At 72.9% G+C, this 24699-nt stretch carries 19 protein-coding genes and 1 tRNA gene; 6 read left to right on the top strand and 14 right to left on the bottom strand.

The features are described 5' to 3' along the window. Window positions 1–22 precede the first annotated feature (22 nt). From JSX79_RS09350 to JSX79_RS09340, 3 genes are read left to right on the top strand one after another with little or no spacing between them, the layout of a single operon-like run. Window positions 23–1054, top strand: a complete 1032-nt coding sequence (locus JSX79_RS09350) for a permease (protein WP_071303407.1) — start codon at window positions 23–25, stop codon at window positions 1052–1054. Then, window positions 1041–1820: a TIGR03943 family protein gene (locus JSX79_RS09345; RefSeq protein ID WP_229085916.1), complete on the top strand. Its 780-nt coding sequence runs from the start codon at window positions 1041–1043 to the stop codon at window positions 1818–1820. The genes JSX79_RS09350 and JSX79_RS09345 overlap by 14 nt, the downstream gene beginning before the upstream one ends. After that, complete coding sequence (locus JSX79_RS09340; protein ID WP_229085915.1) at window positions 1810–3210, top strand: lactonase family protein; 1401 nt, start codon at window positions 1810–1812, stop codon at window positions 3208–3210. The genes JSX79_RS09345 and JSX79_RS09340 overlap by 11 nt, the downstream gene beginning before the upstream one ends. Here JSX79_RS09340 and JSX79_RS09335 read toward each other — a convergent pair. The 13 genes from JSX79_RS09335 to JSX79_RS09275 form a co-directional block, all read right to left on the bottom strand. After that, the gene (locus tag JSX79_RS09335) at window positions 3207–4166 is read right to left on the bottom strand and encodes an AraC family transcriptional regulator (protein WP_229085914.1); all 960 of its coding nucleotides are present in this window, start codon (window positions 4164–4166) and stop codon (window positions 3207–3209) included. The genes JSX79_RS09340 and JSX79_RS09335 overlap by 4 nt on opposite strands. Window positions 4167–4313: 147 nt before the next feature. Then, complete coding sequence (locus JSX79_RS09330) at window positions 4314–5360, bottom strand: NAD(P)-dependent alcohol dehydrogenase (protein WP_229085913.1); 1047 nt, start codon at window positions 5358–5360, stop codon at window positions 4314–4316. 142 nt (window positions 5361–5502) lie between these two features. Continuing rightward, the gene (locus tag JSX79_RS09325) at window positions 5503–6618 is read right to left on the bottom strand and encodes a glycerate kinase (protein ID WP_229085912.1); all 1116 of its coding nucleotides are present in this window, start codon (window positions 6616–6618) and stop codon (window positions 5503–5505) included. Between the two features lie 510 nt (window positions 6619–7128). Continuing rightward, a complete protein-coding gene (locus JSX79_RS09320; RefSeq protein ID WP_229085911.1) occupies window positions 7129–8484 on the bottom strand; it encodes a M20/M25/M40 family metallo-hydrolase in 1356 nt (451 codons plus the stop codon). Then, a complete protein-coding gene (locus tag JSX79_RS09315; RefSeq protein ID WP_071294369.1) occupies window positions 8481–10043 on the bottom strand; it encodes an ABC transporter substrate-binding protein in 1563 nt (520 codons plus the stop codon). Before JSX79_RS09315 ends, JSX79_RS09320 begins: the two co-directional genes overlap by 4 nt. Further along, window positions 10040–11170, bottom strand: a complete 1131-nt coding sequence (locus tag JSX79_RS09310; protein ID WP_229085910.1) for an FAD-dependent oxidoreductase — start codon at window positions 11168–11170, stop codon at window positions 10040–10042. Before JSX79_RS09310 ends, JSX79_RS09315 begins: the two co-directional genes overlap by 4 nt. Then, a complete protein-coding gene (locus JSX79_RS09305; protein ID WP_229085909.1) occupies window positions 11167–12435 on the bottom strand; it encodes an FAD-binding oxidoreductase in 1269 nt (422 codons plus the stop codon). The genes JSX79_RS09310 and JSX79_RS09305 overlap by 4 nt, the downstream gene beginning before the upstream one ends. Window positions 12436–12504: 69 nt before the next feature. Then, complete coding sequence (bla, locus tag JSX79_RS09300; protein WP_229085908.1) at window positions 12505–13467, bottom strand: class A beta-lactamase; 963 nt, start codon at window positions 13465–13467, stop codon at window positions 12505–12507. 26 nt (window positions 13468–13493) lie between these two features. Continuing rightward, window positions 13494–14504 (bottom strand): ornithine cyclodeaminase family protein, encoded by a 1011-nt coding sequence (locus JSX79_RS09295; RefSeq protein WP_229085907.1) that lies wholly within the window; start codon window positions 14502–14504, stop codon window positions 13494–13496. Continuing rightward, window positions 14501–15403 (bottom strand): ABC transporter substrate-binding protein, encoded by a 903-nt coding sequence (locus JSX79_RS09290; protein WP_229085906.1) that lies wholly within the window; start codon window positions 15401–15403, stop codon window positions 14501–14503. The genes JSX79_RS09295 and JSX79_RS09290 overlap by 4 nt, the downstream gene beginning before the upstream one ends. 71 nt (window positions 15404–15474) lie before the next feature. Further along, window positions 15475–16923: an MFS transporter gene (locus tag JSX79_RS09285; protein ID WP_229085905.1), complete on the bottom strand. Its 1449-nt coding sequence runs from the start codon at window positions 16921–16923 to the stop codon at window positions 15475–15477. A 182-nt stretch (window positions 16924–17105) separates the two neighbouring features. After that, the gene (locus JSX79_RS18660; protein WP_070417122.1) at window positions 17106–17723 is read right to left on the bottom strand and encodes a GntR family transcriptional regulator; all 618 of its coding nucleotides are present in this window, start codon (window positions 17721–17723) and stop codon (window positions 17106–17108) included. Window positions 17724–17737: 14 nt separating this feature from the next. Then, window positions 17738–17811 (bottom strand) — tRNA-Gly (locus JSX79_RS09275). 210 nt (window positions 17812–18021) lie between these two features. Between JSX79_RS09275 and JSX79_RS09270 the strand changes: the two genes are divergently transcribed. The 3 genes from JSX79_RS09270 (at window position 18022) to JSX79_RS09260 (ending at window position 22570) form a co-directional block, all read left to right on the top strand. Continuing rightward, a complete protein-coding gene (locus JSX79_RS09270) occupies window positions 18022–19089 on the top strand; it encodes a DUF6177 family protein (protein ID WP_070417121.1) in 1068 nt (355 codons plus the stop codon). Beyond that, window positions 19079–19426, top strand: a complete 348-nt coding sequence (locus JSX79_RS09265) for a hypothetical protein (protein ID WP_070417120.1) — start codon at window positions 19079–19081, stop codon at window positions 19424–19426. The genes JSX79_RS09270 and JSX79_RS09265 overlap by 11 nt, the downstream gene beginning before the upstream one ends. 210 nt (window positions 19427–19636) lie before the next feature. Beyond that, window positions 19637–22570, top strand: coding sequence for an Ig-like domain repeat protein (locus JSX79_RS09260; RefSeq protein WP_229085904.1), 2934 nt, complete (start codon window positions 19637–19639; stop codon window positions 22568–22570). Between the two features lie 70 nt (window positions 22571–22640). Here the strand turns inward: JSX79_RS09260 and JSX79_RS09255 are convergent, their stop codons facing one another. Further along, entirely contained in the window at window positions 22641–24686 is a 2046-nt protein-coding gene (locus tag JSX79_RS09255) for a cytochrome c oxidase assembly protein (RefSeq protein WP_229085903.1), read from the bottom strand. Window positions 24687–24699 lie beyond the last annotated feature (13 nt).

The raw sequence follows: 24699 nt of genomic DNA, 5'->3' as shown, positions 1-24699 counted from the left end.
GCGAGCGGCTTATCCTTGCCCGGTGACGACGACCACGCCGCCGCAGCAGCGCCCCACCGCCGCGTCCCGCTCCCGGAGCCTCACCGGCCCCGGGCTGGTGCTGCTCGCCGTCGCCGTGCTGCTCGGCATCCGCCTGCTCTCGCCGGCCGTCGGCACCGCGGGTCTGCCCGACGTCGTGCAGGACTTCCTCACGCTCGCGATCAGCGTCGTCGTCGAGTCCCTGCCGTTCGTGGTGCTCGGCATCCTGCTGTCCATCGTCGTCGAGGTGTGGGTCCCCGTCGGCGCGCTCGAGAAGGTACTACCGCAGCGCCCGATCCCGCGCCGGGCCGTGATCTCCCTGATCGGCATGCTCTTCCCGGTGTGCGAGTGCGGGAACGTGCCACTCGCCCGCGGCCTCATGATGCGCGGCTTCACACCCGCCGAGGCCGTCACCTTCCTCGTCGCCGCCCCGATCCTCAACCCGCTCGTGATCATCAGCACCGCCCAGGCGTTCGGGTGGTCCGGCTGGATCCTGCCCGTGCGCATCGTCGGCGGCTTCGTCATCGCGAACCTCGTCGGCTGGATCGTCGCCGCGCACCGTCGTCCGACCGAGCTGCTGCTGCCCGCGTTCGAGGCCCGCTGCCGAGCGGCCGTCGGTGCGCCTCGGTCCCGGAACCGCTGGCGGGACAGCGCCGCGCAGTTCGGCGGCGAGACCGCGACGATGATGCCCGCGCTGTTCGTCGGCGCCGGGCTCGCCGCAGCGATCCAGGTCGCCGTGCCCCGGTCCACGCTCGTGTCGATCGGCGCGAACCCGGTGCTCTCCGTCGCGGCGATGATGCTCCTCGCGATGACGGTCTCCCTGTGCTCGAACGTCGACGCCTTCTTCGCGCTGTCGTTCGCGTCGACGTTCCTCCCCGGGTCGATCACCGCGTTCCTCATCATCGGGCCGATCATCGACGTGAAGATGATCGCCCTCCTCCGGACGACGTTCCGTGCGCGCTTCCTGGTGCTGCTCGCCGTCGTCTGCGTCCTGTTCGCCGCGACCGTCGGGTTGGTGATGAATGTCCTCGTCTGAGTCCCGCCTGTCGTCGTCCCTCGGCCTCGGGTCCGTGCTCGCGGTGGCGCTGTGCACCCTGTGGCTCGCCCTCGCCGGGCACCTCGACCTGTACATCAACCCGCGCTACTCGGTCTTCACGGTCGTGCTCGCGGCCGTCGCGGTGCCCGCGTCGATCGCTGGCCTGGTGGTGACCGCGCGCGGACACCGTCACGGTCACGACGAGGGGCACGACCACCGCCCAGGAGGCGCGGCTCGCCGCACACGGATCGTCCTCAGCGGCGTGGCCGCCCTCGTCACCGTCGGGGTCACCGCCGCCATGCTGGTCCTGCCCCCGACGACGCTGTCCGCCCGCACCGCGCAGCAGCGGAGCGTCGACTCGGCGACCCTGTCGAACGCCACCGGGTCCCAGGCCGCGGTGTCCCTGCTCGGCAGTACCTCGGTCGACACCTCCGAGTACGGCGTCAAGGACTGGGCCGCCCTCATCCGGCAGACGACCGACACCACGTCGCTCGTCGGCAAACGGGTCGACCTGACGGGCTTCGTCGTCCCGGGCGCCGACGGGTCCTTCACCCTCACCCGGTTCGTGATCAGCTGTTGCGCGGTGGACGCCCAACCCGTCGGGATCGGGGTCGACACCGACGGGACGGTCCCGAGCCAGGGTGCGTGGGTCCGGGTCCGCGGAGCGCTCGCCGCCAACCCGGACCAGTCGGCGGACGCCCGCATCGTCATCCGCGCCGCCACGGTGCGGGGCGTCGAGCAGCCCGAGGACCCGTATGAGTACTGAGCTGCGTGAACGCCCCCGGAACCGCTTCCGCCGTCGCCTCGCCGCGACCGTCCTGGTGTTCGTCGTCGTCGGCAGCGCCGCGGCGGTCGTCGGGTCGCAGCAGGGCCCACGGCTGCGCGACGTGTCGTACGACGCCTCCGGCCTGGTGTCCCGACCGGCACAGCGCGTGATCCTCACCGCGAACCAGGCGATCGAGCGCGTGTCGTCGCAGGACGTCCGGGTCAGTCCGGCAGCGGCCCACACCGTGACGTCGAGCGGCAACACCATCGCGGTCGAGTTCACCGGACCCCTGGCCTACGACCGCTCGTACGAGATCTCGGTCGCGGGCGTCCGGGCGCCGGGGCAGCGCGCGACCGCCGACCTCCGCACGTCGATCCGCACGGGCAGCACCGACGTGCTCGCGCTGGTCCCGGGTGCCGCCGGGAGCGAGGACCGCATCGTCCGCCGGTCCCTCGACGCCGGGGGAGCGACCACCGTGTACGAGGGGACCGGCATCTCGGAGTACGTCCGCCTCGGCCGGTCGCTCGTCGTGGTGAGCGGCACGGACGCCGGGTCGTCGGTCGACATCGTGCCGCTCGCCGGCGGGGTGCAGGACGAGGACCTCCCGGTCGAGCACCTGACGCTCCCGACCGCCGAGGGACGCGTCACGGCCCTGCACGCCGCCGACGACGGCGCCTCGTTCGGCTTCGAGTACGCCGACACGTCCACCGGCCAGTCGCGCAACGTCGGGCTCTACGTCGTCGACATGACCGGCACTCACCTGCCGACCGCGATCGACGCGAGCGGGAAGCCGAGGACGGGGGCGGTCCCGATGAGCGTCGGGCAGTGGGCCTACGTGCCCCGCACGGAGAGCGCCCTCGTCCGCACCGGCAGCGACGACCTCGTGCTCGTCGACATGAGCGGGCGGACCGACCCCGTCCGGCTGGGGAGCGCCACGTACCTGCACGGCTTCGTCGGCACCGGCACCACGGCGGTGGTCGAGACCGGCACGGGGATCGTCCGCCTCGACCTGACGGACGGGAAGCGCACCGCGCTGCGGGCACCGGCCGGCAGCACCGACGCGGCGTACCTCGGCCGGATCGCCCCGCTCACCGACGACGGCTACCTGCGGGTGGTGGGCGACGTGCGTGCCGACGGGACACTCGCCCAACGCATCGTGCGCGTGGAGGGGAGCCGCGCCTCCAGGCTGCCCGTCTCCGTCCCCGACGACGCGAGCGTCACGGCCGTCTGCCCGTCCCCGAACGGGCAGTTCGTCGCCGTGGCGACGAAGTCGGCCGGCGGCGTGCTCGTGAGCATCGTCGACGCGTCCTCCGGCGCGCTCGAGGCGAGCGTCGACGCCGGGTCCGTGGACTGGTGCACGGCGTTGCCGTCCGGCGACGAGGTCGGTTAGCGGCGGAGCGTCTGCTTCGGGTACTCCCCGAACCGCCGCAGGTACTCGCCCGAGAACCGGCCCATGTGCGTGAAGCCCCACCGCGCAGCGACGTCCGCGACGGAGACCTGACCGAGGTGGGCGGCGAGGAGGTCCTCGTGGGCGCGACGGAGGCGGACCTCGCGCAGGTACTGCATCGGCGACCGGTCGAGCGTGCGCTGGAACGCCTCCTGCAGCCCGCGGACGCTGAGGTCGGCGACCCGGGCGACGTCCGACACGGTGAGGGGCTCGTGCGCGTGGGCGTGCAGGTACTCGACGGCGGCTCGGATGCGCGCGTTGCGGTGCTCGCCCCACCCCGGCGGGACCGCCTCGGCACGGAACCGGTAGAGGTCGAGCAGCGCCGACGTCACCGCGCGCTGCGACTCGTGCCAGGCCAGCGAACCGCTCCCCGAGTTGCGGAGTGCTTGCACCGACGAGGCGACCGCTCCGCGCCACCGGGTGATCGCCGCGGCCGTCGGCGGTGTGGAGCGGTCGAAGTCGACGGTGTCGTCGACGAGGTACCGCTCGGACGCGACGTCGAGCACGAGGTCGCGGTCGAGGTGCACGAGTCGCTGGTCCCAGTCGCGGTACTCGACGTCGAACCGGCGCTCGATCGGGAACAACGTCGGGACACCCGGTTGCATCTGGACGGCGTCACCGCCGACGTCCACGGTGGCGGTGCCGGCGTCGATCCACTGCACGACGACCTCGCCCTGGACGGCGACGTCCCCGCGGAGGGACCCGTGCATCTGCGACCGTCGGACGCTCATGCGCTCGTCGCCGATCCCGACGTAGCGGTACCAGTAGTCGCCGTCGGTGCGGCCGGAGTGCCAGGCACGGCCGGCGTACATGCCGGCGAGGTCGGCGACCGCGGTGTCGGTGTCCGTCCCGGCGACGGACACGAGGGACGCGGGACCCTCGTCCGCCGTGCTGCTCATGGATCGAGTCTGGCGTGCGTGGCTGTGCCCGGCCCGTCAGCTGCGCCAGCCGGACGACCGGCTCGCGTTGTGGGGACAGACCGCGGGACGGACGGGAGGCGCGGTGCCAGCCGGCACCGCGCCTCCCGTCGCGTCGGTGGTCGCGTGCTACGCGAGCGTCGCCGCGTCGATCACGAAGCGGTAGCGGACGTCCGAGGACAGGACGCGCTCGTAGGCCTCGTTGATCTGGTCGGCGCTGATGAGCTCGGTCTCCGGCAGGATCCCGTGCTCGGCGCAGAAGTCGAGCATCTCCTGGGTCTCGCGGATGCCGCCGATCGCGGACCCGGCCCAGCTGAGCCGGCGGGGGATCAGGGCGAACGCCGGGACCTCGAGCGGCTCGGACGGTGCGCCGACGTTGACGAGGGTGCCGTCGACCTTGAGGAGGCCGAGGTAGGCGCCCATCGGGATCTTCGCGGAGACCGTGTTGATGATCAGCTCGAAGGAGCTCGCGAGCTTCTCGAACGTCTCCGGGTCCTTCGTCGCGTAGTGGGCCTTCGCGCCGAAGCGGAGCGAGTCCTCCTGCTTGGAGGTGGTCTGCGACAGGACGGTGACCTCGGCGCCGAGTGCGACGGCGATCTTCACGGCCATGTGGCCGAGCCCGCCCATGCCGATCACGGCGACCTTCGAGCCGGGGCCGACGCCCCAGTGGTGCAGCGGCGAGTAGGTGGTGATGCCGGCGCAGAGCAGCGGCGCGACCTTCTCGATGTCGAGCGACTCGGGGACGCGGAGGACGAAGTCCTCGTTCACGACGACGGCCTGCGAGTAGCCGCCCTGGGTGATGCTGCCGTCGGCGGGGTCGACGCCGGCGTAGGTCTGGATGTTGCCCTTGAGGCAGTACTGCTCCTCGCCCTTGACGCAGTTCTCGCACTCGCCGCAGGAGTTCACCATGCAGCCGACGCCGACGCGGTCGCCGACCTGGTGCTTGGTGACGTTCTCCCCGACGGAGGTGACGTGGCCGACGATCTCGTGGCCGACGACCTGCGGGTACTGGATCTCGCCCCACTCGCCGCGGACGGTGTGGATGTCCGAGTGGCAGATGCCGGCGTAGGCGATGTCGATCTCGACGTCGTTCGGGCCGACGTCGCGACGGGTGATGGTGGTCTTGACGAGCGGCTCGGTGGCCGACGGTGCGGCGTACGCGTTGACGGTGCGCATGGTCTCCTCGTGGGTGGTGCGTCCGGGCCGGTTCCGGCCCTCCACCAGTGTGGTGGAGCGCGCCATCGGGTGGGAGGTCCCGTTGGGGCACCCCTGCACGGAATGCGGGCGTGTCGCGTGCGGGCGCCGGGCTCGCCGGGCGTCAGGCCAGGCGGGCGAGTCGCTGGCCGGCGATCCGGGCGAAGCGCAGCGGGTCGGCGAGGGCGTCGTCCGGCTCGCCCGTCGTCTGCGTGGCCAGCACGGTGAGCGAGGCGGCAGCGTCGAAGTCGTCGAGCGCGGCGTCGATCGCCCCGGCCACGAGCATCGCCCGGGCAGCCGGTGCGTGCGTCGACGCGAGGGCGCGCACCACGCTCGGCACCTTGCCGGCCGCGGACTGCCCGTCGTACCGGCCCTCGCCGGTGATCACGACGTCGGCGCTGTCGAGGAGCGCCGGCAGCCCGAGGACCTCGGCGACGGCGGCCGCTCCGCCCGCCAGCGTCGCACCCCAGGCGAGCAGTCCGAACCCGACACCGCCGGCCGCTCCGGCGCCGGGGGTCGTCGGGTCGACGTCGGGGAAGCAGCGCGCCCAGTCGGCCAGCCGGGCGTCGAAGACGGCGATGCGTTCTGGTCCGATGCCCTTCTGCGGGCCGAACACCGCCGCGGCGCCGGACGGTCCGAGCAGGGGTGAGGTCACGTCGGTCAGCACGACAGCGCCGTGCTCCGGCAGCCGGCGCATCCACGTGGTGTCGACGCCGGTGACGTCGTCGAGCAGCTCGGCCCCCTGACGCGGCCGCGGTGGGTGTTCGGGGACCGCGGGATCCCGGTGGACGAGTGCTCCCAGCCCGATCAGGGCGTCGGCGCCGCCGTCGGTCGAGGCGCTGCCGCCGATGCCGAGCACGAGCCCGGTCGCCCCGTCGTCGAGGGCGGCGGCGATCGCCTCGCCGAAGCCCCGGCTCGTCGCGGTGTCGGGCAGGAACTCGGACAGCAGGGGGAGCCCGCTCGTGGCGGCGAGCTCGACCACGGCGCGGCCGTCGGGCAGCTGCAGCCAGTGCGTGTCGACGGGGGTGCCGGCGGGACCGGTGACGGTGATCGGCACCCGGACGGTCAGCGGGATCGCCGTCTCGAAGGCGTCGAGCGTGCCCTCGCCGCCGTCCGCCATCGGTGCCAGGACGACCTCGTCGCCCGGACGTTCGGCGAGCCAGCCGTCGCGCACGGCCGCTGCGATCTCGGCCGCCGTCGCGGTCCCCTTGAACGAGTCCGGAGCCACCACGATGCGCACGGCACCACCGTAGCGGACGGCCGGCGCACCCCGGACGGCCCGCGCGCCCCGGACGGCCCGGACGGCCCGGACGGCCCGTGCGCCCCGGCGCCCCGGACGGCCCAGACGGCCCGTGCGCCCCGGACGGCCCTGGCGCCCCGGACGGGCCGGGTGGTCCGGACGGGCTGGGTGGTCCGGACGGGCTGGGTGGTCCGGACGGGCTGGGTGGTCCGGACGGGCTGGGTGGTCCGGACGGGCTGGGTGGTCCGGACGGGCTGGGTGGTCCGGACGGGCTGGTTGGTCCGGAGGGGCCGGGTGGTCCGGCCCGCTCGGACGGCAGCGGCGGTTCCGACGGCCGGCGCGCCCCGGACTGCCAGGGTGGGGGATGCCGTCCGTCACCTGCGCGGGACCCGCCATCGGTCGGCGTCGGTGACCGTTCTGGTTCGCGAGACCCGGGATTCGTGAACCAGGACGGTCACGGCCGAGACCGAACACGGACACCAACGCGCGGCGTGATCGGCCCCCGCGGGGTCAGGGGGTGGTGAGCGAGGCGAGGAAGAGCGCCTCGGCCAGGGCCATGTGCTCGATCTCGGACGGGTCGACGCTCTCGTCCGGGCCGTGCACGTTCGCCGCCGGCTCGGACACCCCGGCCAGGATCACCTCGACGTCCGGGATCGCCCGCTCGAGCGTCGCGCACAGCGGGATCGAGCCGCCGCCGCCGAGCGACCCGACCGGGGCCCCGTCGTACGCCTCCGAGAGCGCCGCGCGGAACGCCGCCGACGACGGACCGCCCTCGGCACGGAACCCGGCGCCCACCCCGGTGACCCGAGCCGTCACCTCGACGCCGGCCGGTGCGCGACGCAGCAGGTGCGCGACGAGCAGCTCGCCGGCCGCCGCGGGGTCGACACCCGGCGGCACGCGGAGGTTCAGCGCGGCACCGGCGGTCGCCTGCACGGACGGCGAGGACCCTGCGACCGCCGGGGCGTCGATGCCCACGACCGTGAGGGCCGGGCGCGCCCAGACCTGGGACGCCGGGTCCGCCGAGCCGATCGGCACCGCGCCGTCGAGCAGCCCGGCGTCCGCGGCGAACCGGTCGGCGTCGTACGGCAGGCCGTCCCAGGTCTGCGAGGCGTCGAGGCCGTCGACCGTGGTGTCGCCGACCTCGTCCCGGAGCGTGGCGAGGAGCGCGACCAGCACCGCGATCGCGTCCGGCGCCGCCCCGCCGAACATCCCGGAGTGCACGGTGCCCCGCAGCGCGCGGACCCGGAGCTCGACGAACGCGGTGCCCCGGAGCGTCGTCACGAGCGCCGGCACCCCGACCGCGGCGTTCCCGGCGTCCATCACGACGGCGGTGTCCACGTGCCGGAAGTCGGCGGCGTGCGACGACACGTACTGCTCGAGGCCGTCGGTGCCCTGCTCCTCCGAACCCTCGACGACCACGACGAGCCCGACCGGGAACGCCCCGTGCACGTCGAGCAGCGCCCGGAGTGCCACGAGGTGCGTGACGATCCCGCCCTTGCAGTCCGCCGCGCCGCGACCGTAGAGCCGCCCGTCCCGCGGTGTCAGGGTCCACGGATCGCTCGTCCAGGCCGCGAGGTCGCCCGCGGGCTGCACGTCGTGGTGCGCGTAGAGCAGCACCGTCGGCGCCCCGGCCGGCGCGGGGTGGGTCGCGATGACCGCCTGCGAGCCGTCCGCGGTGGTGGCGAGTCGCGCCTCCAGGCCGAGGTCGGCGAACGCGACCCGCACGGCCTCCGCGACCCGGTGGCAGTCGTCGAGCGACTGCACGGCGGGGTCGTGGACCGACGGGATCGCGACGAGCGCGGCGAGGTCGTCGAGCCCGGCGGGCATGCGGGCGCGGACGGCGGCGCGCAGCGGTGAGCTGCTCACGAGCGCCCGATCTCCCAGATCCGGAACTCGCCGGACGCGTCGACCGACTTCGACAGCCCGGTCAGGGACCCCTGCCCGATGACGTTCTCCTGTCCGGCGAGCAGCGGGATGAGCGGCACCGACTCGGCGGTGTCCTGCTGGATCTGCTCGATCTGCTGCTTCCGCTTCGCCGCGTCCGGCTCGACGGCCTGCGACGCGACGAGGCCGTTCACCGTGGCGTCGTCGAAGTGGTTCGCGAGCAGGTTCACGTCGGTCGCGCCGTACGCCGGGGTCAGGTACGACGAGGCGTCCGGGTAGTCCTGGAAGAAGCCGAGCTGGAACACGGGGTACTCGCCCTTGCCGACGTTCCCGACGTAGGTGTCCCAGCTGGCCGACTGCAGGTCGACCGTGAACAGGCCGGTGTCCTCGAGCTGCTGCTGGATGAGCGCGTACTCGTCGTCGGAGCCCGAGCCGTAGTGGTCGGTCGTGTACTCGATCGGCAGCCGTACCGGAGTGGTCACGCCGGCATCCCGCAGGATCGACTTCGCGTCGGCGCCGTCGTACGCGTCCTCGAACGCCTCGGTGGCGCCCTGGAACCCGTTCGGCACGATCGAGTACGCCGGGGTGTAGGTGCCTTGGTAGACGTCCTTCGCGATCGCCTCGCGGTCGATCGTCGCCGCGACGGCCTGCCGGATCGCCTGCTTCTGCGCGGCGTCCTTCCCGGGCATCGTCTGCAGGTTGAACGCCAGGAACCGGACCTCGCCGGAGTCGCCGTGCACGGTCTGCAGCGAGTCGTCCGAGGACAGCGACGTCACCTCGGTCGGGGTCAGTTGGCGGTAGGCGACGTCGGCGTCCCCCTTCTGCACGGCGAGCTTGAGGTCCGCGGACTTCGTGTACTGCTTGATCGTGACGCTCTTCGTGGCCGGCGCGTCGCCGTCGTACCGAGTGTTCGCGGTGAGGGCGATCGTCGCCCCGCCGTCCGCGGCGTCCTGCAGCGCGTAGGGCCCGGAGCCCACCACCCCGTCGTTCGCGTGCACCTTCGTCGCGGAGAACACCTTCGAGTCCACGATCGCCCCCGCCATGCTCGCGAGCACGTACGGGAACGTCTGGTCGTCCGCCTGCTTCAGGGTGAACGTCACGGTGCTGCCCGAAGCCGACACGGACGCCATGTTGGCCAGCAGCGAGCCCGGGCCGTTCGTCGACCCGAGGGACACCTGGCGCTCGAACGAGAACACCACGTCCTTGGCGGTCAGGTCGTCGCCGTTCGAGAACGTGAGGCCGTCCCGGATCTCGCACACGTAGTGCGTGCCGTCGGTGAAGTCGCAGGACTTCGCGACCTCGGGGCTGGTCGTGGTCTTCCCGGCGGGGTAGGTGAGCAGATGCTGGTAGAGCTGTGTCTGCACCGTGTAGCTCCCGCGGTCCCAGGCGCCGGCCGGGTCGAGGGACGTCACGACGTCGGTGGTGCCGACGACGAGCCCGTCGACGGCGTCCGTGCCGGACGAGCCGGTGGACGCGCAACCGGTGAGCACGGCGGCGGCGGTGGCGGTGAGCGCGATGGCGCTGAGGAGTCGGGTCGTCATGGTCCTGAGGGAGTGGGGTGGTGCTTCGAGAGGGAGAAGCGGGCCGGGGGTGGTGGCCCGTCGGTCGCGAGGTCGGCGATCATGTCGCCGAGCAACGGAGCGAACTTGAAGCCGTGGCCGGAGAACCCGGTCGCGACCGTGACCGGACCTCGACGGTCGATCACGAAGTCCTCGTCGGGGGAGTTGTCGTACAGACAGCTGATGAACGTCGGCTTCGTCGCGTCGACCCCCGGCACGTACCGGGCGACGTACGCCTGCAGGCGCTCGGCCTCGGCGGGCACGGGGGTGAAGTCGCGGTGGTCGGGGTCGACCACGGGGCCGGTGCCGTGGAACCCGACCTTGACGCCCTCGCCCGGGGTCAGCAGGCCGTACACGTCGTCGCCGTCGGCCCAGTGCACGAAGCTCGGCCACGCCTCGTCCGGCAGGTGGCTGGGGAAGTGGGCGGGCTGCTCCTGCGTGACACGGAGGGCCGGGAGGCGCGCCCCGCGTTCCGCGAGCAGGTCGCCCACCAGCGTGGGTGCCCACGACCCCACGGCCGCGACCACCGAGGACGTGCGGTGGGTGGACCCGTCGGACAGCGCCACGGTCACCTCGTCGCCGTGGTCCTCGAGCCCGGTGACCCGGGTGTCGAAGCGGAGGTCGGCGAGCCCCGTGCGGTCGGCCAGCGTGAGGAACACCTCGATCGCGCGGTCGGACCGGATCCGCCCCGCGGTCGCGTGCGTCAGGACGTGCCCCTCGAACGCGATGCCCGGCCAGCGCGCGGCGGCGGCGTCCGGGCTGAGGGTCTCGTGGGGGATGCCGGCGTCCGCGAGCGCCGTGGCGATGGCGTCGACGACCTCGGGCCGCCCGTGGTCGACGGCGCCCGTCCGGACGATCAGCTCCTCGTCCGCCGCGGCCTCGAGCGCCTCCCACAGCGCGAGCGCCCGGGTGGTCAGTGCGACGTACTCGGCATCGGCGTAGCCCTGCCGGAAGATCCGGGTGGCGCCGTGCGACGACCCCCGGTGGTGCCCCCGCTCGTGCTGCTCGACGAGCACGACGCGCTCGCCGCGGAGCGTGAGGGCGTACGCGGTGGCGGCACCGACGACCCCGCCGCCGATCACGACGTGCGTCGTCGTCCGGTCGCTCATGCCGTCGCTCCGGCGCGTCGGGCATCGGCCTCGCGTCGGGCCGGCATCATCGCCACGACGTCGGCCTCGCTCGGCGCACGGGCCGGGAAGCGTGCGGGGTCGTACCGGCTCGGGTCGCCGAGGGTGGTCGTCCCCGTGACGCTCAGCTCGGCGGCGATCCGGCCGAGACCGGGGCCGTGGGTGACGCCGGACTCGTTGTCCCCGCCGGCCACCACGAGCCCGGCGAGCTCGGGGACCGGGCCGACGATGAAGTTCCGGTCGGCGGTCATCGACACCACGCCCTGCGTCGGGGTCTCGTCCGCTCCGAGCACGCCCGCCGCGGCTGGCAGGAGCCGCGCGACGATCGGGTGCACGGAGGTCCGCATGGCGTCGAGCAGGTCCGTCCGGACCGGGCGGCGCGCGGGATCGGCGCCCCGGTCCGCGCCACCGACGTGCAGCGCCTCGTACCCGCTCCCGGCGCCGTAGGTCAGGCCGCCGCGGTGCTCCCGGATCCAGAGCCCTTCGAGCTCGGGGAGCATCAGGGTCGGCAGCGTGCCCGGCAGGCCGAACGGCTTCGTCACGAGGCGGCTCGCGACCACGCGCACCGTCGGGAGCTCGCGACCGAGGGGCGCGAGCAGGGCGTTCGTCCAGCTGCCGGCGGCGAGGACGACCCGCGCGGCATCGATGACCTCGCCACCCGCGGTCCGGACGCCCGTGACGGAGCCGTCCCGTGCCTCCAGGCCCGCGACCGCGGTGTGCTCACGGATCGCGACGCCCTTCGCACGCAGCGCACCGACCAGCGCGGCGGCCGTGTCGGGCGCGCTGATCTGGATGCCGTCCGGGTGGAGGAATCCGGCGGTCACGGCGGACGGGTCGAGTCCGGGGACGAGCTCGGCCGCCTCCGCCGGGGTGAGCGTCCGCGCACCGGCCGGGCGCAGCGGGTGGTCCTCGAACGGCGGGATGTGGTCCGTGCGGCCCTGTTCGGTGACCGTCAGCCAGACGTTCCCGTTGCGGCGGTAGCCCGTCGGACCGTGGCCGGACTCGGCCAGCCGACGGTAGAAGTCGATGCCGTACTGCTCGACGTCGCGTTCGGACTCGTTCCAGTACCAGGCGTACCCGGCCGCCCACTGGCCCACGAACCCGGCGCCGGCGGTCGTCGTGCCACCGGCGGCGGGGCCGCTGTCGACGAGGACGACGCGCTGCCCGAGGTCGGCGAGGTGCCACGCGGTGCTCAGACCGATGATGCCGGCGCCGACGACGACCGTGGGGGAGTCGGGGGAGGACATGACCAGATCGTAGTTGCCCGGCGTCCCCGACAGGTGTCGTGCATGACGCCGTGTGACGCCGGGCGGCCGTCAGCCGTCGAACGCGTCGAGCACCGCCGCGGCGGACCGCGCGACGAGGGCGTCGTCGTAGGCGGTGTCGGGGGCGTTGCGGGTCGTGAGGACGGCGATGACGATCGGGCCGCCGTCCGGCCGGGTCACGCGCGCGACGTCGTTCCGGATGCCGCCCGCGCCACCGGACTTGTCGACCACCGTCCAGCCCTCGGGAGCGCCTGCGCGGACGAGGGTGTCGCCGGTGGTGTTGCCGCGCATCCAGTGCTCGAGCAGCGCGGTGTCGGAGCGCCCGAGGGTCTGGCCGTCGAGCACGGTGGCGAGCGTCGCCGCGAACGCCGCCGGGGTCGTGGTGTCCTCGGTGCTGCCGGGCTCGATCGTGTTGAGGGCCGGTTCGTCGTGCACGACCTCGGTGGTGCGGTCCCCGAGCTCCGCCAGTGCTCGGTCGAGACCCGCGGGGCCACCGATGCGGTCGAGGACGAGGTTCAGGGCCAGGTTGTCGCTCTGTCGGACCGCGGCCTCGGCGAGCTGGGCGATCGTCAGGCCGTCGGCGACGTGCTCGCTCGTGACGGGGGAGTGGCCGGCGGCGGTGGCGTCCGCCGTACTCCAGCGCACCCGCTCGTCCCGGTCGGCACCGTGCACCGCGCGGAGGAACTGCGCCGCCGCGAACGCCTTGAGGGTCGACGCGTAGCCGAAGCGGCGGTCGCCGTTGTACGCGACGGTCTCGCCGGTGGTGGTGTCGGTCGCGACGACGCCGACCGTGGCGTCGTACTCCCGCTCGAGGTCGGCGAGGGTGCGGGCGACGGCAGCCCGGTCGGCGGCGGTGATGGTCGGGGTCGGCGAGGGCGTCGGCGTCGGTGAGGACGGGGGTGTGCGCGTCGGTGACGGTGCGGCCGCGGTGGTGCCCGGGCTCCCGCCGCTGCAGCCGGTCAGGGCGAGTGCGGCGACGATGCCGGCGACGAGTGGGGGGAGAGCACGGCGCATGGCAGCACCCTGCCGCCCGACCCTGGTCACCTGCCGGGAACCGGTACCCCGACCCGTGCGACCGCGACCTCCGTCCCGACGCGCCGTTCCCGCGCGAGCTCGATCACGCGGGCGGCGACGGCGAGGTCCTGCGCGCCGAGCCCGACCGAGTCGAACACGGTGACCTCGTCGTCCGTGGTCCGGCCCGGGGCACGCCCGGCGACGACCTCGCCGAGCTCAGCGGGGTGGAGGGCCTGCGGGACCGTCCCCTCGACGACGGCCTCGAGCAGGTCGCCGGACTTCGTCCACGCCGTCGCACGGCTGTCGACGAACAGGGTGCCGCGCGCCATCGCGGCGCCGTCGAGCTCCCGGTGGGTCGGGCGCGGACGTGCTCCGACCGCGTTCACGTGCTGGCCCGCGTGCAACCAGGCTCCTCGGACGACGGGATCGACCGAGGGCGTGAGGGTGCAGAGCACGTCGGACCCCTCGACCACCCGACGGGCCTCGTGCACCACCCCGCACCGCCCGGCGACGTCCGGGCCGACGGCGTCGAGGAAGCGGGCGACCGTTCCCGACGAGCGCGACCAGAGGACGATCCGCTCGAACGGTCGCACGGCCTCGAACGCGCGGACGTGCTCGACGGCGAGGTTGCCCGCGCCGAGGATCCCGAGGGTCCGGCTGCCCGAGCGGGCGAGGTGCTTCGTCGCGACCACGGTGGTCGCCGCGGTCCGGGCCCGGGTGATGGCCATGCCGTCGAGGACCGCCACGCACTCGCCCGTCACCGACGAGGACACCAGGATCGTCGACCGCTGCGAGGGCAGCCCCCGTGCGCTGTTCCCGGGGATGTCGGCCATCAGCTTGACGGCGACGAGCCCGAGTCGGTCGGACCGCACGGCCATCGGCAGGAAGAGCGCGTCGTCGGCGCCGGTCAGGGCGACCGGAGCCGGCTGCTGCATCGCGCCGGTCCCGAGGTCGGCGTGGACGGCCTCCACGGCCCCGACGACGTCGACGGCGTCGATGAGACCGGCGACGTCGGCGGCGCCGAGGACGACGGTCACGACGCGGCGACGGCGGTCGAGGCGCCGAGCAGCTCCTCGAGCGACGGGGTGTGGGTCGTGAGCCCGCCGTCGAACAGGATGCGCATCCAGCGGTCGGAGGCGTCGCGGTCGACGACCGCGGTGTCCCAGACGCCCCCGGCGGCCATCTCGTCGGCGGCCCGCCGCAGCAGGGCAGCGTCCTTCTCCGGCCACCGGGCGGCGAGCACGGCCGCGATCTCGGCGTCGGCGTCGCCCGCGGTGATCTTGGCCATCGCGGCGGCGATGCCGTCGACGAACCGGTCGACCCGGTCGCCGAGCTCGTCGATGCGGTCCGTGCGCGTGTAGTAGACGCTGTTCGGCATCACGCCACCGGCGTCGAGGTGCCGGAAGACGATGGTGCCCCCACCGGCGGCGACGAGTTCCTGGGCGGAGACGAGGTCGAGGATGATCGCGTCACCGAGGCCGCCCTGGTAGAGCTCGATGAGCATCGCGGTGGAGAGGTCACGGACGAAGCGGGTCGCGGCGACGTCGAACCCGGCCTCGCGGACGAGTCCGGCGGTGAACTCGTACGGTGCGCTGCCGCCGGCCCCGGGCGCCAGGACGATCTTGCCGGCGAGCCAGTCCAGGGTGATCGGTGCGGTCTCGTCGCGGGCGACGATGGTCATCGGGAACCGGTGGTTGAGCTGTCCCACGACGGAGAGCTTCCTCGAGGTGCCGGCGTACATCGCGGGGACCCACAGGCCGCCGAGCGCGAGGTCGGCCTCGTGCGAGTCGATGTCGTCGAGCACGCCGGTCCACGGGTCGCACGCCTTCGCGGTGACGGCCAGGCCGCGCTCGGCGAACAGTCCGCCGACGTCGGCGACGTACTCGGGCAGGTAGTTCAGGCCGTTCGCGGTCGCCGAGATCTTCAGGGTGTCCATGGTGTTCTCCGATCGTGGGGTGGTGGGCCGGGGTGTCCGGCCCACCGGGGTGGTGCGGGTGGTGCAGTCGGTCAGGCGGTGGGGGTCGAGAGGGCGTTCTCGTTGACGTCCTCGAGGGAACGCCCGCGGGTCTCGGGGGCGAAGCGCGACGCGACCACGAGCACCGCGTACATGACGGCGGCGAGTCCGAAGACACCGGCGAAGGCCCACGAGCCGTACAGGGCGATGGCCGCGAAGGGCATGACCGCTCCGGCGATGTTGCCGATGCCGTTGACGATCGAGGCGCCGGATGCACGGATCGCGGTCGGGTAGACCTCGGCGGTCCAGGCGGCGAGCGTGGTGTTCGTCAGCATCGTGAAGAACTGGAAGAGGGCGCCGAGCACGAGGATCGCGGCGGTGTCGTTGCCGAACGCCGCGAACGCCAGGGCGGTGAGGCAGCCGAGGATGCCCGCGACGGCGATGAGGGGCCGGCGTCCGACGCGGTTGGCGAGGAGTGCCGCTGCCGTGCACCCGAGGAGCGAACCGATGTTCATGATCATCGTGTAGAGCAGGCTCTGCGACACCGTGTAGCCGCGCTCGACGAGCAGGGTCGGCATCAGGAAGTTCAGCGTGACCTGGACGCCGAAGGCCATCCACGACGCGACGCCGATCGCGATCGTCCGGCGGAGCACCAGCTTGTGGAAGACCGCGGCGGGCGAGGAGTGCAGCGCGACCGGGGGCAGGTCAGCCGGCGTCAGACGCACCGGGGGCGCGGTCTCGGCGGGCGGCGTGAGCGTGTTCGAAGCGAGGATCGCGAGCGATCGGTTCGCCTCGTCGACACGGCCCTTCGAGAGCAACCAGCGCGGCGTCTCGGGCAGCTTGCGGCGGTACAGGACGACGAACAGTGCGGGGATCGCGAGGATCACGAAGGTCCAGCGCCAGACGTGGTCGTCACCACCGAGCGGGACGGCCAGCGGCCCGAGCAGCAGCAGGAAGAGGCCGTAGGAGATGAAGTTGCCGATGCCGCCGGCACCGACGTTGATGGTCGCGATGAGACCACCGCGGTACTTCGTGGCCACCATCTCGGACAGCATCGCGATGCCGATCATGAACTCGCCGCCGACGCCGATGCCGACGATGAACCGACTGACGAGCAGCATGTCGAAGTTGAACGACACCGCGCTGAGCAGGCCGCCGAGCGTGTAGACGAGCAGGTTGAGGCCGAGCGAGAACCGTCGGCCGTACTTGTCGGCGAGCCAGCCGGCCAGGAACCGTCCGACCAGGCCACCCAGGACGGTGGCGGTGTTGATCGTCGAGAGCTGCACGTCGCCGATGGCGAGCGAGGCCTTGATGTTGGTGGCCATCGCGCCGACGGAGTTCTGCTCGAGCGTGTCGAAGAACTCCCCGGCGAGGATGAGCATGAGGACCCAGAACTGGGCCCGGGTGAAGCCGATCGAGTCGAGGGCGGATCCGATGCCGCCCTCGGGTCGGGCGGCGGACGCGGTTCGGGTTGGTGCGGTGGAGCGGGTGACAGCGGACATTCGTGACTCCAGCGGGGGAAGAGTGAGGGCGGTGCACCGTGCGGTCACTCTTTTGTATACGAAAAGCTGTTTCGGGCTGGTTTCGAACACGAGACGGTTCGTTACGGCTGCCTGTGTCACGCGGACATTCAAGCATCACGGCTGGCGCCGCCCAAGTCCCTCGTGGGGTTTCGTATACGTTCCTACGGGTTCAGCGCCCGGTAGATCGCTTCGTCGCGGCGCAGGTGCTCGTCCATCAGCAGGCCCGCTTGCACCGAGGCGCCGCGCAGGATCGCGCCGGCGACGGCGGTGTGGTCATCGCTGCTCGACGCCACCTCGTCCTGCGTCACGCGCTCGAAGGCCCAGGCAGTCTGGTGGATCAGGTGGTCGATCATCGTCTCGAGTCGGCTGTTCCCCGCGGCGCGCGCCACCAGCCCGTGGAACGCGAACCGCGGCGACTGCGCGGCCTCGATCTCCTGGTCGGATCGTTCCTCGTGACCGACGGCGCGCAGCAGGTCGGCGCACTCGCCGCCCTGGCGACGAGCGGCGAGCTCGGCAGCCAGCACCTCGAGTCCGCGGCGGATCTGCATGAGCTCGATGACGACCTCGGTCGAGGAGTCGGCGACGCGGACGCCCTTGAACTTCTCGGACTCGACGAACCCCTCGGTCTCCAGCTGACGGAGTGCTTCACGCACGGGGACCCGTGAGACCCCGAAGCGTTCGGCCAGGGCGTCTTCCTTCAGGCGGGAGCCGCGTGGCAGCGTACCGGCGATGATCTCGGCCCTGATCGCCTTGAGGACAGATGCCGGCTTGGACTCCACAGCACGATGCTAGTTGGAGCGAGTGACGGGAATCGAACCCGCGCTACCAGCTTGGGAAGCTGGAGTTCTACCATTGAACTACACTCGCGCACCCCGCTCAGCGGGACGTCGCAAGCCTAGCGGATTCTGCGCTGGACGCCAGCCGAGTGCCCGCCGAGCGTGGCGCTGCCGACCCGCACCGCGCCTCCTGGCCGGACCCGTGTCTCCGCTGTGAGCCGGTCCGTCTGACGGACAGGTGTCGCCCCCGTGTGTACCGTCCAGGTGGATCGAGCGACCCGCGAACCCGAGGAGGACCCGGATGGTCAGACATCCCCTCATCGACGACGTGGTCGGCCCCGCGATCGTGGTCGACTCGGCCTCGCCGGTGGTGTGGCTGACCGAGGCGCTCGCCTCCCTGCTCCGTCGGGCATCCGAGTCCGGACGCTTCGTCGTCCTCCGCACCGGGCCCGGCTCCGCGCTCACACCGGCGCTCCGGCACGCCCTCGGCGCGTACGGGGCCGCGTGGGCCGTCACGGATCCCGACGGCACGCTCCGCGACGGGCGGACCGGCGTCGCAGCCTCCCGCATCGAGGACTTCGTGCACCGCGGCCCCGAGCTCGTCGGCACGCCCTCGCCGGAGCACCCCGTCGCGCGCGACTCGGTGCGGCAGATCAGCATCGACCTCACGCTGCGCCACCACGCCGAACGCGCGATCGACATCGGGTCCGCGATCGAGGCCCTGTGTGAGACGGTCGGCACCTGCCCGACGCGCTGGGGCACCGCCGAACCGCTCACCGTGCCGTGGGACCGCTGGGTCGTCACGCAGTACGCCAAGCACGAGGCCCCGGCGGTGTCGACGTCGTACGCCGTGGGCGAGGGCTTCTCGGCGACGATGACCGCGCACCTGCTCGACGGCGTGGTCGTCGAGACGATGTCCGCCGTGCTCACGATCCCCGAGGACGGCGCCGACCAGACGCTCGCGCCGCGGCTCCTCGACGCCGTGCACCGCGTCGCCGAGGACGTCGAACCCGTCTTCGGTGTGGTGATGCAGCGTCGTGGTGACGCCGACCACCTCGTCCGTGCCGTCTCGCACGGCGAACCCGCGCCGCTCGCGGTCGTGGTCGGACCCGAGGCGACCGAGTTCCTCGACCGGGACGGCGTGTGGCCCCCGCCGCGCACGACCACCTCGACGTTCGGTGGCGGCGGTCTCGTCGTGCGCTTCGACGACGGCTGGGAAGCGCTCGAGGCGTTCCTCGACCGCATCGACGAGGACCGGTTCCTGCAGCTCGTCGGTGGTGCCCCGCTCGACCCGGCGCACGACGAGGGCACGCTGGACGGCCACGTCGGGGACGGTTCGCACGTGTTCGGCGGTCACCGTGCCCCGTGACGTCACCCTGCTCTGCCGCGGGCCGGTGGAGACGCGCGACGTCGCCGAGGCACTGCTCCTGCACGATGAGTCCTGGGGTGTCCGGGCGCTCGACGACGGCCCGATGATGCAGGTCTGCCGGGACGCCACGCACCCCGTGATCACCGTGCTCGCGGTGCGGCGCGTGGACGCCCTCGACGAGGTCGAGCGGATCCTGCCGGACGCCCCGACGCTGTCGACGCCGCTGTGGTGGGTGGACACCGTGACGCCCGAGGGGGCGGACGGCGAGTCCGGGATCTCCGCCGCGCTCGAGGCCGCGATGGACCTCGACGCGGTCTGCATCGTCCACGGCGACTGAGCACCGACCGCCTCTGCGGCCACCCGGAGTGGGGCCAGCGCGAGCGCTCGACGCGACTCGCGGGCCCGGGCGTGTCCCCAGTTGTGGTGCGAACGGTCGTTTCGAGACCCGCGGGTACCCGATCCGGCCCTACGGTGTGAGGACCCGAGCCGACGAGCCGGGCGCGCACGCTCCTCGTCGGCACCGCTCTTCTCACTGAACAGGGCTCCAGTGCGTACACAACCCCAGAAGCGTGCCGTCGCGCGCGCTCGCAGCATCCTCTCCGGCGTCGTCGTCGCCGGCCTCGCCGGTCTCGCGCTCGTGGGGGCGGGTGCGTCCACCGCCTCCGCCGCCGCTCCCGCGCAGACCACGTTCGTGAACGAGGGGTTCACGACCGGTTCGGTCGGCGACGGCTACCTCCTGCCGTCCACGCAGTCCGGCGCGGCGAACGAGGCGTGCCTCACCGCGGCCCCGGCCTCCGGCACCAGCAACGACGGCAGCATCCCGACCTGCACCACGGACGGCAAGGGCATCGCCTCCGGTTCGGTCCGTGACGCCAGCGGCAACGGGGCGCTCCGCCTGACGACCGCGCAGGGCGACAAGGCCGGCGGCGTCGGCTCCCGCCAGTCGGTCCCGATCACCAAGGGCATCGACGCCGTCTTCGACAGCTACCAGTACAACGGCAACGGCGCGGACGGGATCGTCTTCTACCTCGCCGCGACCGACCCGTACAACCCCGAGGTCCCCGAGAAGATCGGGTACCTCGGCGGCTCGCTGGGCTACAGCGCGAGCATCACCGACAGCCAGAACGCGTCCATCGGCACGAAGGCGTCGGGGCTCTCCCACGCCTACCTCGGCGTCGGCCTCGACCGGTTCGGCAACTTCTCGAACAAGGCGTTCGGCGGCTCGGGCTGCACCGCGGACGCGTCCGCTGCCGCCTACGCGAACAACGTCACGGTCCGGGGCCCCGGCAACGGCCTGAACGGCTACTGCATCGTCTCGACGACCGCGGGCACCCCGCTCGCGGGCAACGGCACGCTCAGCCGGACCGGGGTGACCGACCGCACCACCGCGAAGGTCCCCGTCGAGATCGTCATCAACCCGACGACCTCGACCCTGCGCGCGCAGGGCACCGGGAACACGGACGTGTCGGTCGATCCGGGCACGTTCAAGGTCGTCTTCACGTCGAGCGGTGGGACCCGGCAGGTCCTGGCCGGCGCGCTCCCCACGCTGAAGGGCGGCAGCAACGTCGCGGGCGTGCCGTCCTCGTGGGTCGACCAGACCACCGGGTACCCGTACAAGCTCACCTACGGATGGGTCGCGGGCACCGGTGGATCGAACGACGTGCACGAGGTCAACGCACTCAAGACCACGACCGTCGCCGGTCCGGTGCCGGTGCTGACCGCCCAGACGGGAGGCACGGCGAAGGTCGCGCACGCCGGCTCGGGCACGTACACCCTCACCCCCACCGTGTCGGCCGACGGTGGCTCGGAGGCGCAGCTCGTGCGCACCACCACCACCTTCCCGACGGGTGTCACGCCCGACGTCGCCACGGCGAGCGGCGACGGCTGGAGCTGCACCGCCGCCGGTCAGGTCGTCACGTGCGACCAGGCCGCGGCGGACCGCACGCCGGGCACCGTCCTGCCGACGCTGACGATCCCGTACACGGTGTCCGGCGCCGCCCGCACCGCCACCGTCTCGACCGTCGTCGCCTCCACCGACGCCGAGGCCGTGACCGTCACCCGTGCCGTCGAGGTCCAGCCGCAGTCGAGCACCGTCTCGGTCGGTGCGGCCGCAGCGGTCGTCGGCGACCGCGCCACCCTGACGGCGAGCGTCGCCTCCGGGGAGTCCGACGGGGCGACCACGCCGACCGGGTCCGTCGTGTTCACGGACACCGAGTCCGGCGCCGTGCTCTGCACCGCGACGCTCGCCTCCGGAGCCGCGTCCTGCGACGTCCCGACCTCGACGGTCGGCACCCGCGGGATCACCGCGACCTACCAGGGTGACGCCGACCACGCCTCGGCCACGGGTGACGGCTCGCTCGTCGTCTCGAAGGTCCCGACCGCGATCACCGTGACGTCGACGCCGGCGTCCACGACGTACGGCACGACCGTGACCCTCGCGGTCGGCGGCCTCGACGCCGTCGACGGCGACCGGCCCGCACCGACCGGGACCGTCGAGTTCCGCGCCGGCGGGAAGGTCCTCTGCACGGCGACCCTGCCGGCCACGAGCTGCGACGTCTCCGGGCTCGCCGCCGGGACGCACTCGGTGACCGCGGTCTACTCGGGCGACGGTCGGTACGAGGGCTCCACGGCCGTGGCGGTCGACCTCACCGTCCGGAAGGCCGCGACCACCATCACGCCGGGAACGTCCGACCCGACGGACCCGAGTGGACCGTCCGACCCGTCCGGCCCCGGCACCGACACGACGGTGACCGTGACGCACGGCGAGACCACCACGCTCGGGAGCCCGAACGTGCCGAAGGACGCCACCGGGACGATCGACTACGTCACCGACGACGGCACCGTGCTCTGCACCGCGACCCTGCCCGACACGACCTGCGACGTCCCCGCCGACCTCGCGGGTGGCACCTACCGCGTGCACGCCCGGTACAGCGGCGACGACAACTACGAGCCGGCCGAGGGTGACCCCTTCGACCTGGTCGTGACCGCGCAGCCGACCGAGCTGGTCGGCTCGACCGACACGACCCGTGCGGTCGTCGGCACCACGGTCCGCCTCAGTGCGTCCGGCCTGCCGACCGGCGCGACCGGCACGGTGACCTTCACCGCGGCGGACGGGACCGTCCTGTGCACGGCGACGCTCCCCGAGACGAGCTGCGACACCGACGCGCTGCCCGTCGGGACGAACACCGTGACGGTGTCCTACAGCGGGGACGCGTCCTTCGCGGCGTCGACCACCACGATCGAGGTCGTCGTCGTGGCCGCACCCGCCACGGTCACCCCGGCAGCGGACCCGACCGCCGACCCGACCGCAGCGGCGACCCCGTCGCACGCGCCGGTCGGGTCGAGCACCGGTGCGCTCGCGTTCACCGGGTCGCCGCTCGCGATGGGCACGGGCATCGGCCTCGCGGCCGCACTGCTCCTCGGCGGCCTGGTGCTGCTGATGGTCCGCCGGACCCGCGCTGCCCGGGACGCCTCGGAGTAGCAAGCAGGTCGGCCCGACCCCACAGGACCGCGCACCGTGCGACCTCGCACGGTGCGCGGTCCTGTTCCCGTCAGTCGCGGTCGTGCATCGCGGCGAGGCGCTCGTTGTACGCCTTGAGGTCCGCGTCCCCGTCCCGCTCCGCCTTGCGGTCGAGGCGCTTCGCGTCACGGGTGTCCGACCTGACCCAGTTGCGCACGACGAGCAGCGCGACGAACACCATCGGCAGCTCGGACGCACCCCACGCGATCCCGCCGCCGGTGTGCTGGTCGGCCAGGAGTGCAGCGTCGTTCGTCTGCCCGAGCGCGTGGAACCAGTCGATCGCGAAGACCGACTCCGACGTCATGACCGCGACGCCGAAGAACGCGTGGAACGCCAGGGTCGCGAGCAGGGCGATGATGAGGATCGGGTACTGCGGTCGCTTCGGGCCCGGGTCGACGCCGACGAACACCCAGAAGAACAGGTACCCGCTGAAGACGAAGTGCACGATCATCGCCACGTGCCACTCGTGCGACTGCATGGCGTACTCGTACGCGGGCGTGAAGTAGAACACGACGAGGGACCCGGCGAAGATCACCCCGGCGACGGCCGGCTTCGCGAGGAACTGCATGTACCGCGAGTGCGTGAAGAGCATGAGCCACTCACGGGCCCCGCGCGAGCCGTCGTTCCGCACCGGCAGGGTCCGCAGCGCGAGCAGCACCGGCCCGCCGAGCACGAGCGGCAGCGGCACGAACATCATGAGCAGCATGTGCTGGAGCATGTGCGACGAGAAGTGGATCATCCCGTAGACCGCCGGCCCCGCCGAGGTCGTCCAGATGAACAGCGCGCACCCGAGCAGCCACGCGATCGTGCGTCCGACGGGCCACTTGTCCCCGCGCTTCCGGAGCTTCCGGACGGCGAGCAGGTACCAGCCGGCCCCGACCACCGCGAGCGCCAGCCACACCCAGTCGATGTGCCACTGGGTCAGGTAGGTCTGCACGGTCTGTGCGGGCGGGTACGGGAACCCGATGAGTCCGGAGCGGGTGTCGTCCCCGGTCTCCGGCGTCTGCGGGATCGGCGGCTGCGAGCGGGAGACGGCGACGGAGACCCCGATGGCGATCGCCATGAACACGATCTCGGCGAGGGCGAACCGCACGAACACCCGGCGGTCGAGGGGCGCGCGGAGGAGCCCCGGCACGAGCCGCCGCCGCTGGACGACCCCGGCGAGCCCGAGCAGCACGAGGATGGCGACCTTGACGGTGATGAGCCACCCGTAGGTCGTCGTGAACAGGTCGAGCGGGCCGGTCAGTCGGAGCGACGCGTTCACGATGCCCGAGAACGCGACTGCGGCGAACGCCCACCCCGCGAGCGTCGAGTACCGCGACACGACCCGCCCGGTGGCGCCCTTCGTCCGGGTGCGCAGGACGAGCACGGCGACGAGGCCACCGGCCCAGACGCAGACGGCGACGAGGTGGACCGCGAGCGAGTTCACCGCGTTCGCGTGCTCGAGCGACCCGGCCGCGTGCCCGGACAGTGCGAGCGGCAGCAGCGCGAACAACCCGGCGACGGTCGCCACCGCGAGCGTCGTCACCCGGGTGGCGAACGCGGCGACCACGGTCGCGACGAGGATCGCCACGGCCGACACCACGAGCGCCTGCCCGATCTCGACCTGGAAGGCGAAGAGGGTGAAGTTCCGCGCGAACACCGGGTTCGTCAGCGGGACGCCGAGGGTGTTCGCCCCCGTCAGCACGATGCTCACCACGGCCGCGAGGAACCACACCGAACCCGTCGCGGCCGCCCAGCGCGCGGCGCGGTGCTGCACGCTCGACATCGCTCGGTGGTCCTTCTTCTGCGCCGGGAGCGCGAACGCCGCGACGACGAGCAGGCCGATCGTCAGCGCCGCCATGGTGTCGTGCACCACGCGCGCGACGGGCAGCCCGTACTCGACGAGGTCGCCGGCGGACACCAGTTGCTGGTTCGCCGTGAAGGCGCCGGTGAGCGTCATCCCGAGGATCGAGCACGCCACCGCGAGCGGGACGGCGACGACGAGGACCGTCGCGACGGTGGACGTGCGCGCGGTGACGGGCGCCGATTCCGGCGCCGCGCCTCCTGGCTGGGTTTCGGGTGACGTGACGGTCATGACCGTCCAATCG

The organism is Curtobacterium sp. GD1, from assembly GCF_020882855.1.
Taxonomy (GTDB): Bacteria; Actinomycetota; Actinomycetes; order Actinomycetales; family Microbacteriaceae; genus Curtobacterium.
Note: the sequence above shows the minus strand (reverse complement) of the source record. Positions and strands in the feature narration are given on the sequence as shown.

Bases quoted from the DNA above. Each gene is read 5' to 3' on its own strand.
- bla (WP_229085908.1), bottom strand. From the start codon at position 13,467: ATGCGCCGTGCTCTCCCCCCACTCGTCGCCGGCATCGTCGCCGCACTC.
- JSX79_RS09330 (WP_229085913.1), bottom strand. From the start codon at position 5,360: ATGCGCACCGTCAACGCGTACGCCGCACCGTCGGCCACCGAGCCGCTC.
- JSX79_RS09345 (WP_229085916.1), top strand. From the start codon at position 1,041: ATGTCCTCGTCTGAGTCCCGCCTGTCGTCGTCCCTCGGCCTCGGGTCC.
- JSX79_RS09310 (WP_229085910.1), bottom strand. From the start codon at position 11,170: ATGAGCGACCGGACGACGACGCACGTCGTGATCGGCGGCGGGGTCGTC.
- JSX79_RS09255 (WP_229085903.1), bottom strand. From the start codon at position 24,686: ATGACCGTCACGTCACCCGAAACCCAGCCAGGAGGCGCGGCGCCGGAA.
- JSX79_RS09285 (WP_229085905.1), bottom strand. From the start codon at position 16,923: ATGTCCGCTGTCACCCGCTCCACCGCACCAACCCGAACCGCGTCCGCC.
- JSX79_RS09270 (WP_070417121.1), top strand. From the start codon at position 18,022: ATGGTCAGACATCCCCTCATCGACGACGTGGTCGGCCCCGCGATCGTG.
- JSX79_RS09340 (WP_229085915.1), top strand. From the start codon at position 1,810: ATGAGTACTGAGCTGCGTGAACGCCCCCGGAACCGCTTCCGCCGTCGC.
- JSX79_RS09315 (WP_071294369.1), bottom strand. From the start codon at position 10,043: ATGACGACCCGACTCCTCAGCGCCATCGCGCTCACCGCCACCGCCGCC.
- JSX79_RS09305 (WP_229085909.1), bottom strand. From the start codon at position 12,435: ATGTCCTCCCCCGACTCCCCCACGGTCGTCGTCGGCGCCGGCATCATC.
- JSX79_RS09335 (WP_229085914.1), bottom strand. From the start codon at position 4,166: ATGAGCAGCACGGCGGACGAGGGTCCCGCGTCCCTCGTGTCCGTCGCC.
- JSX79_RS09290 (WP_229085906.1), bottom strand. From the start codon at position 15,403: ATGGACACCCTGAAGATCTCGGCGACCGCGAACGGCCTGAACTACCTG.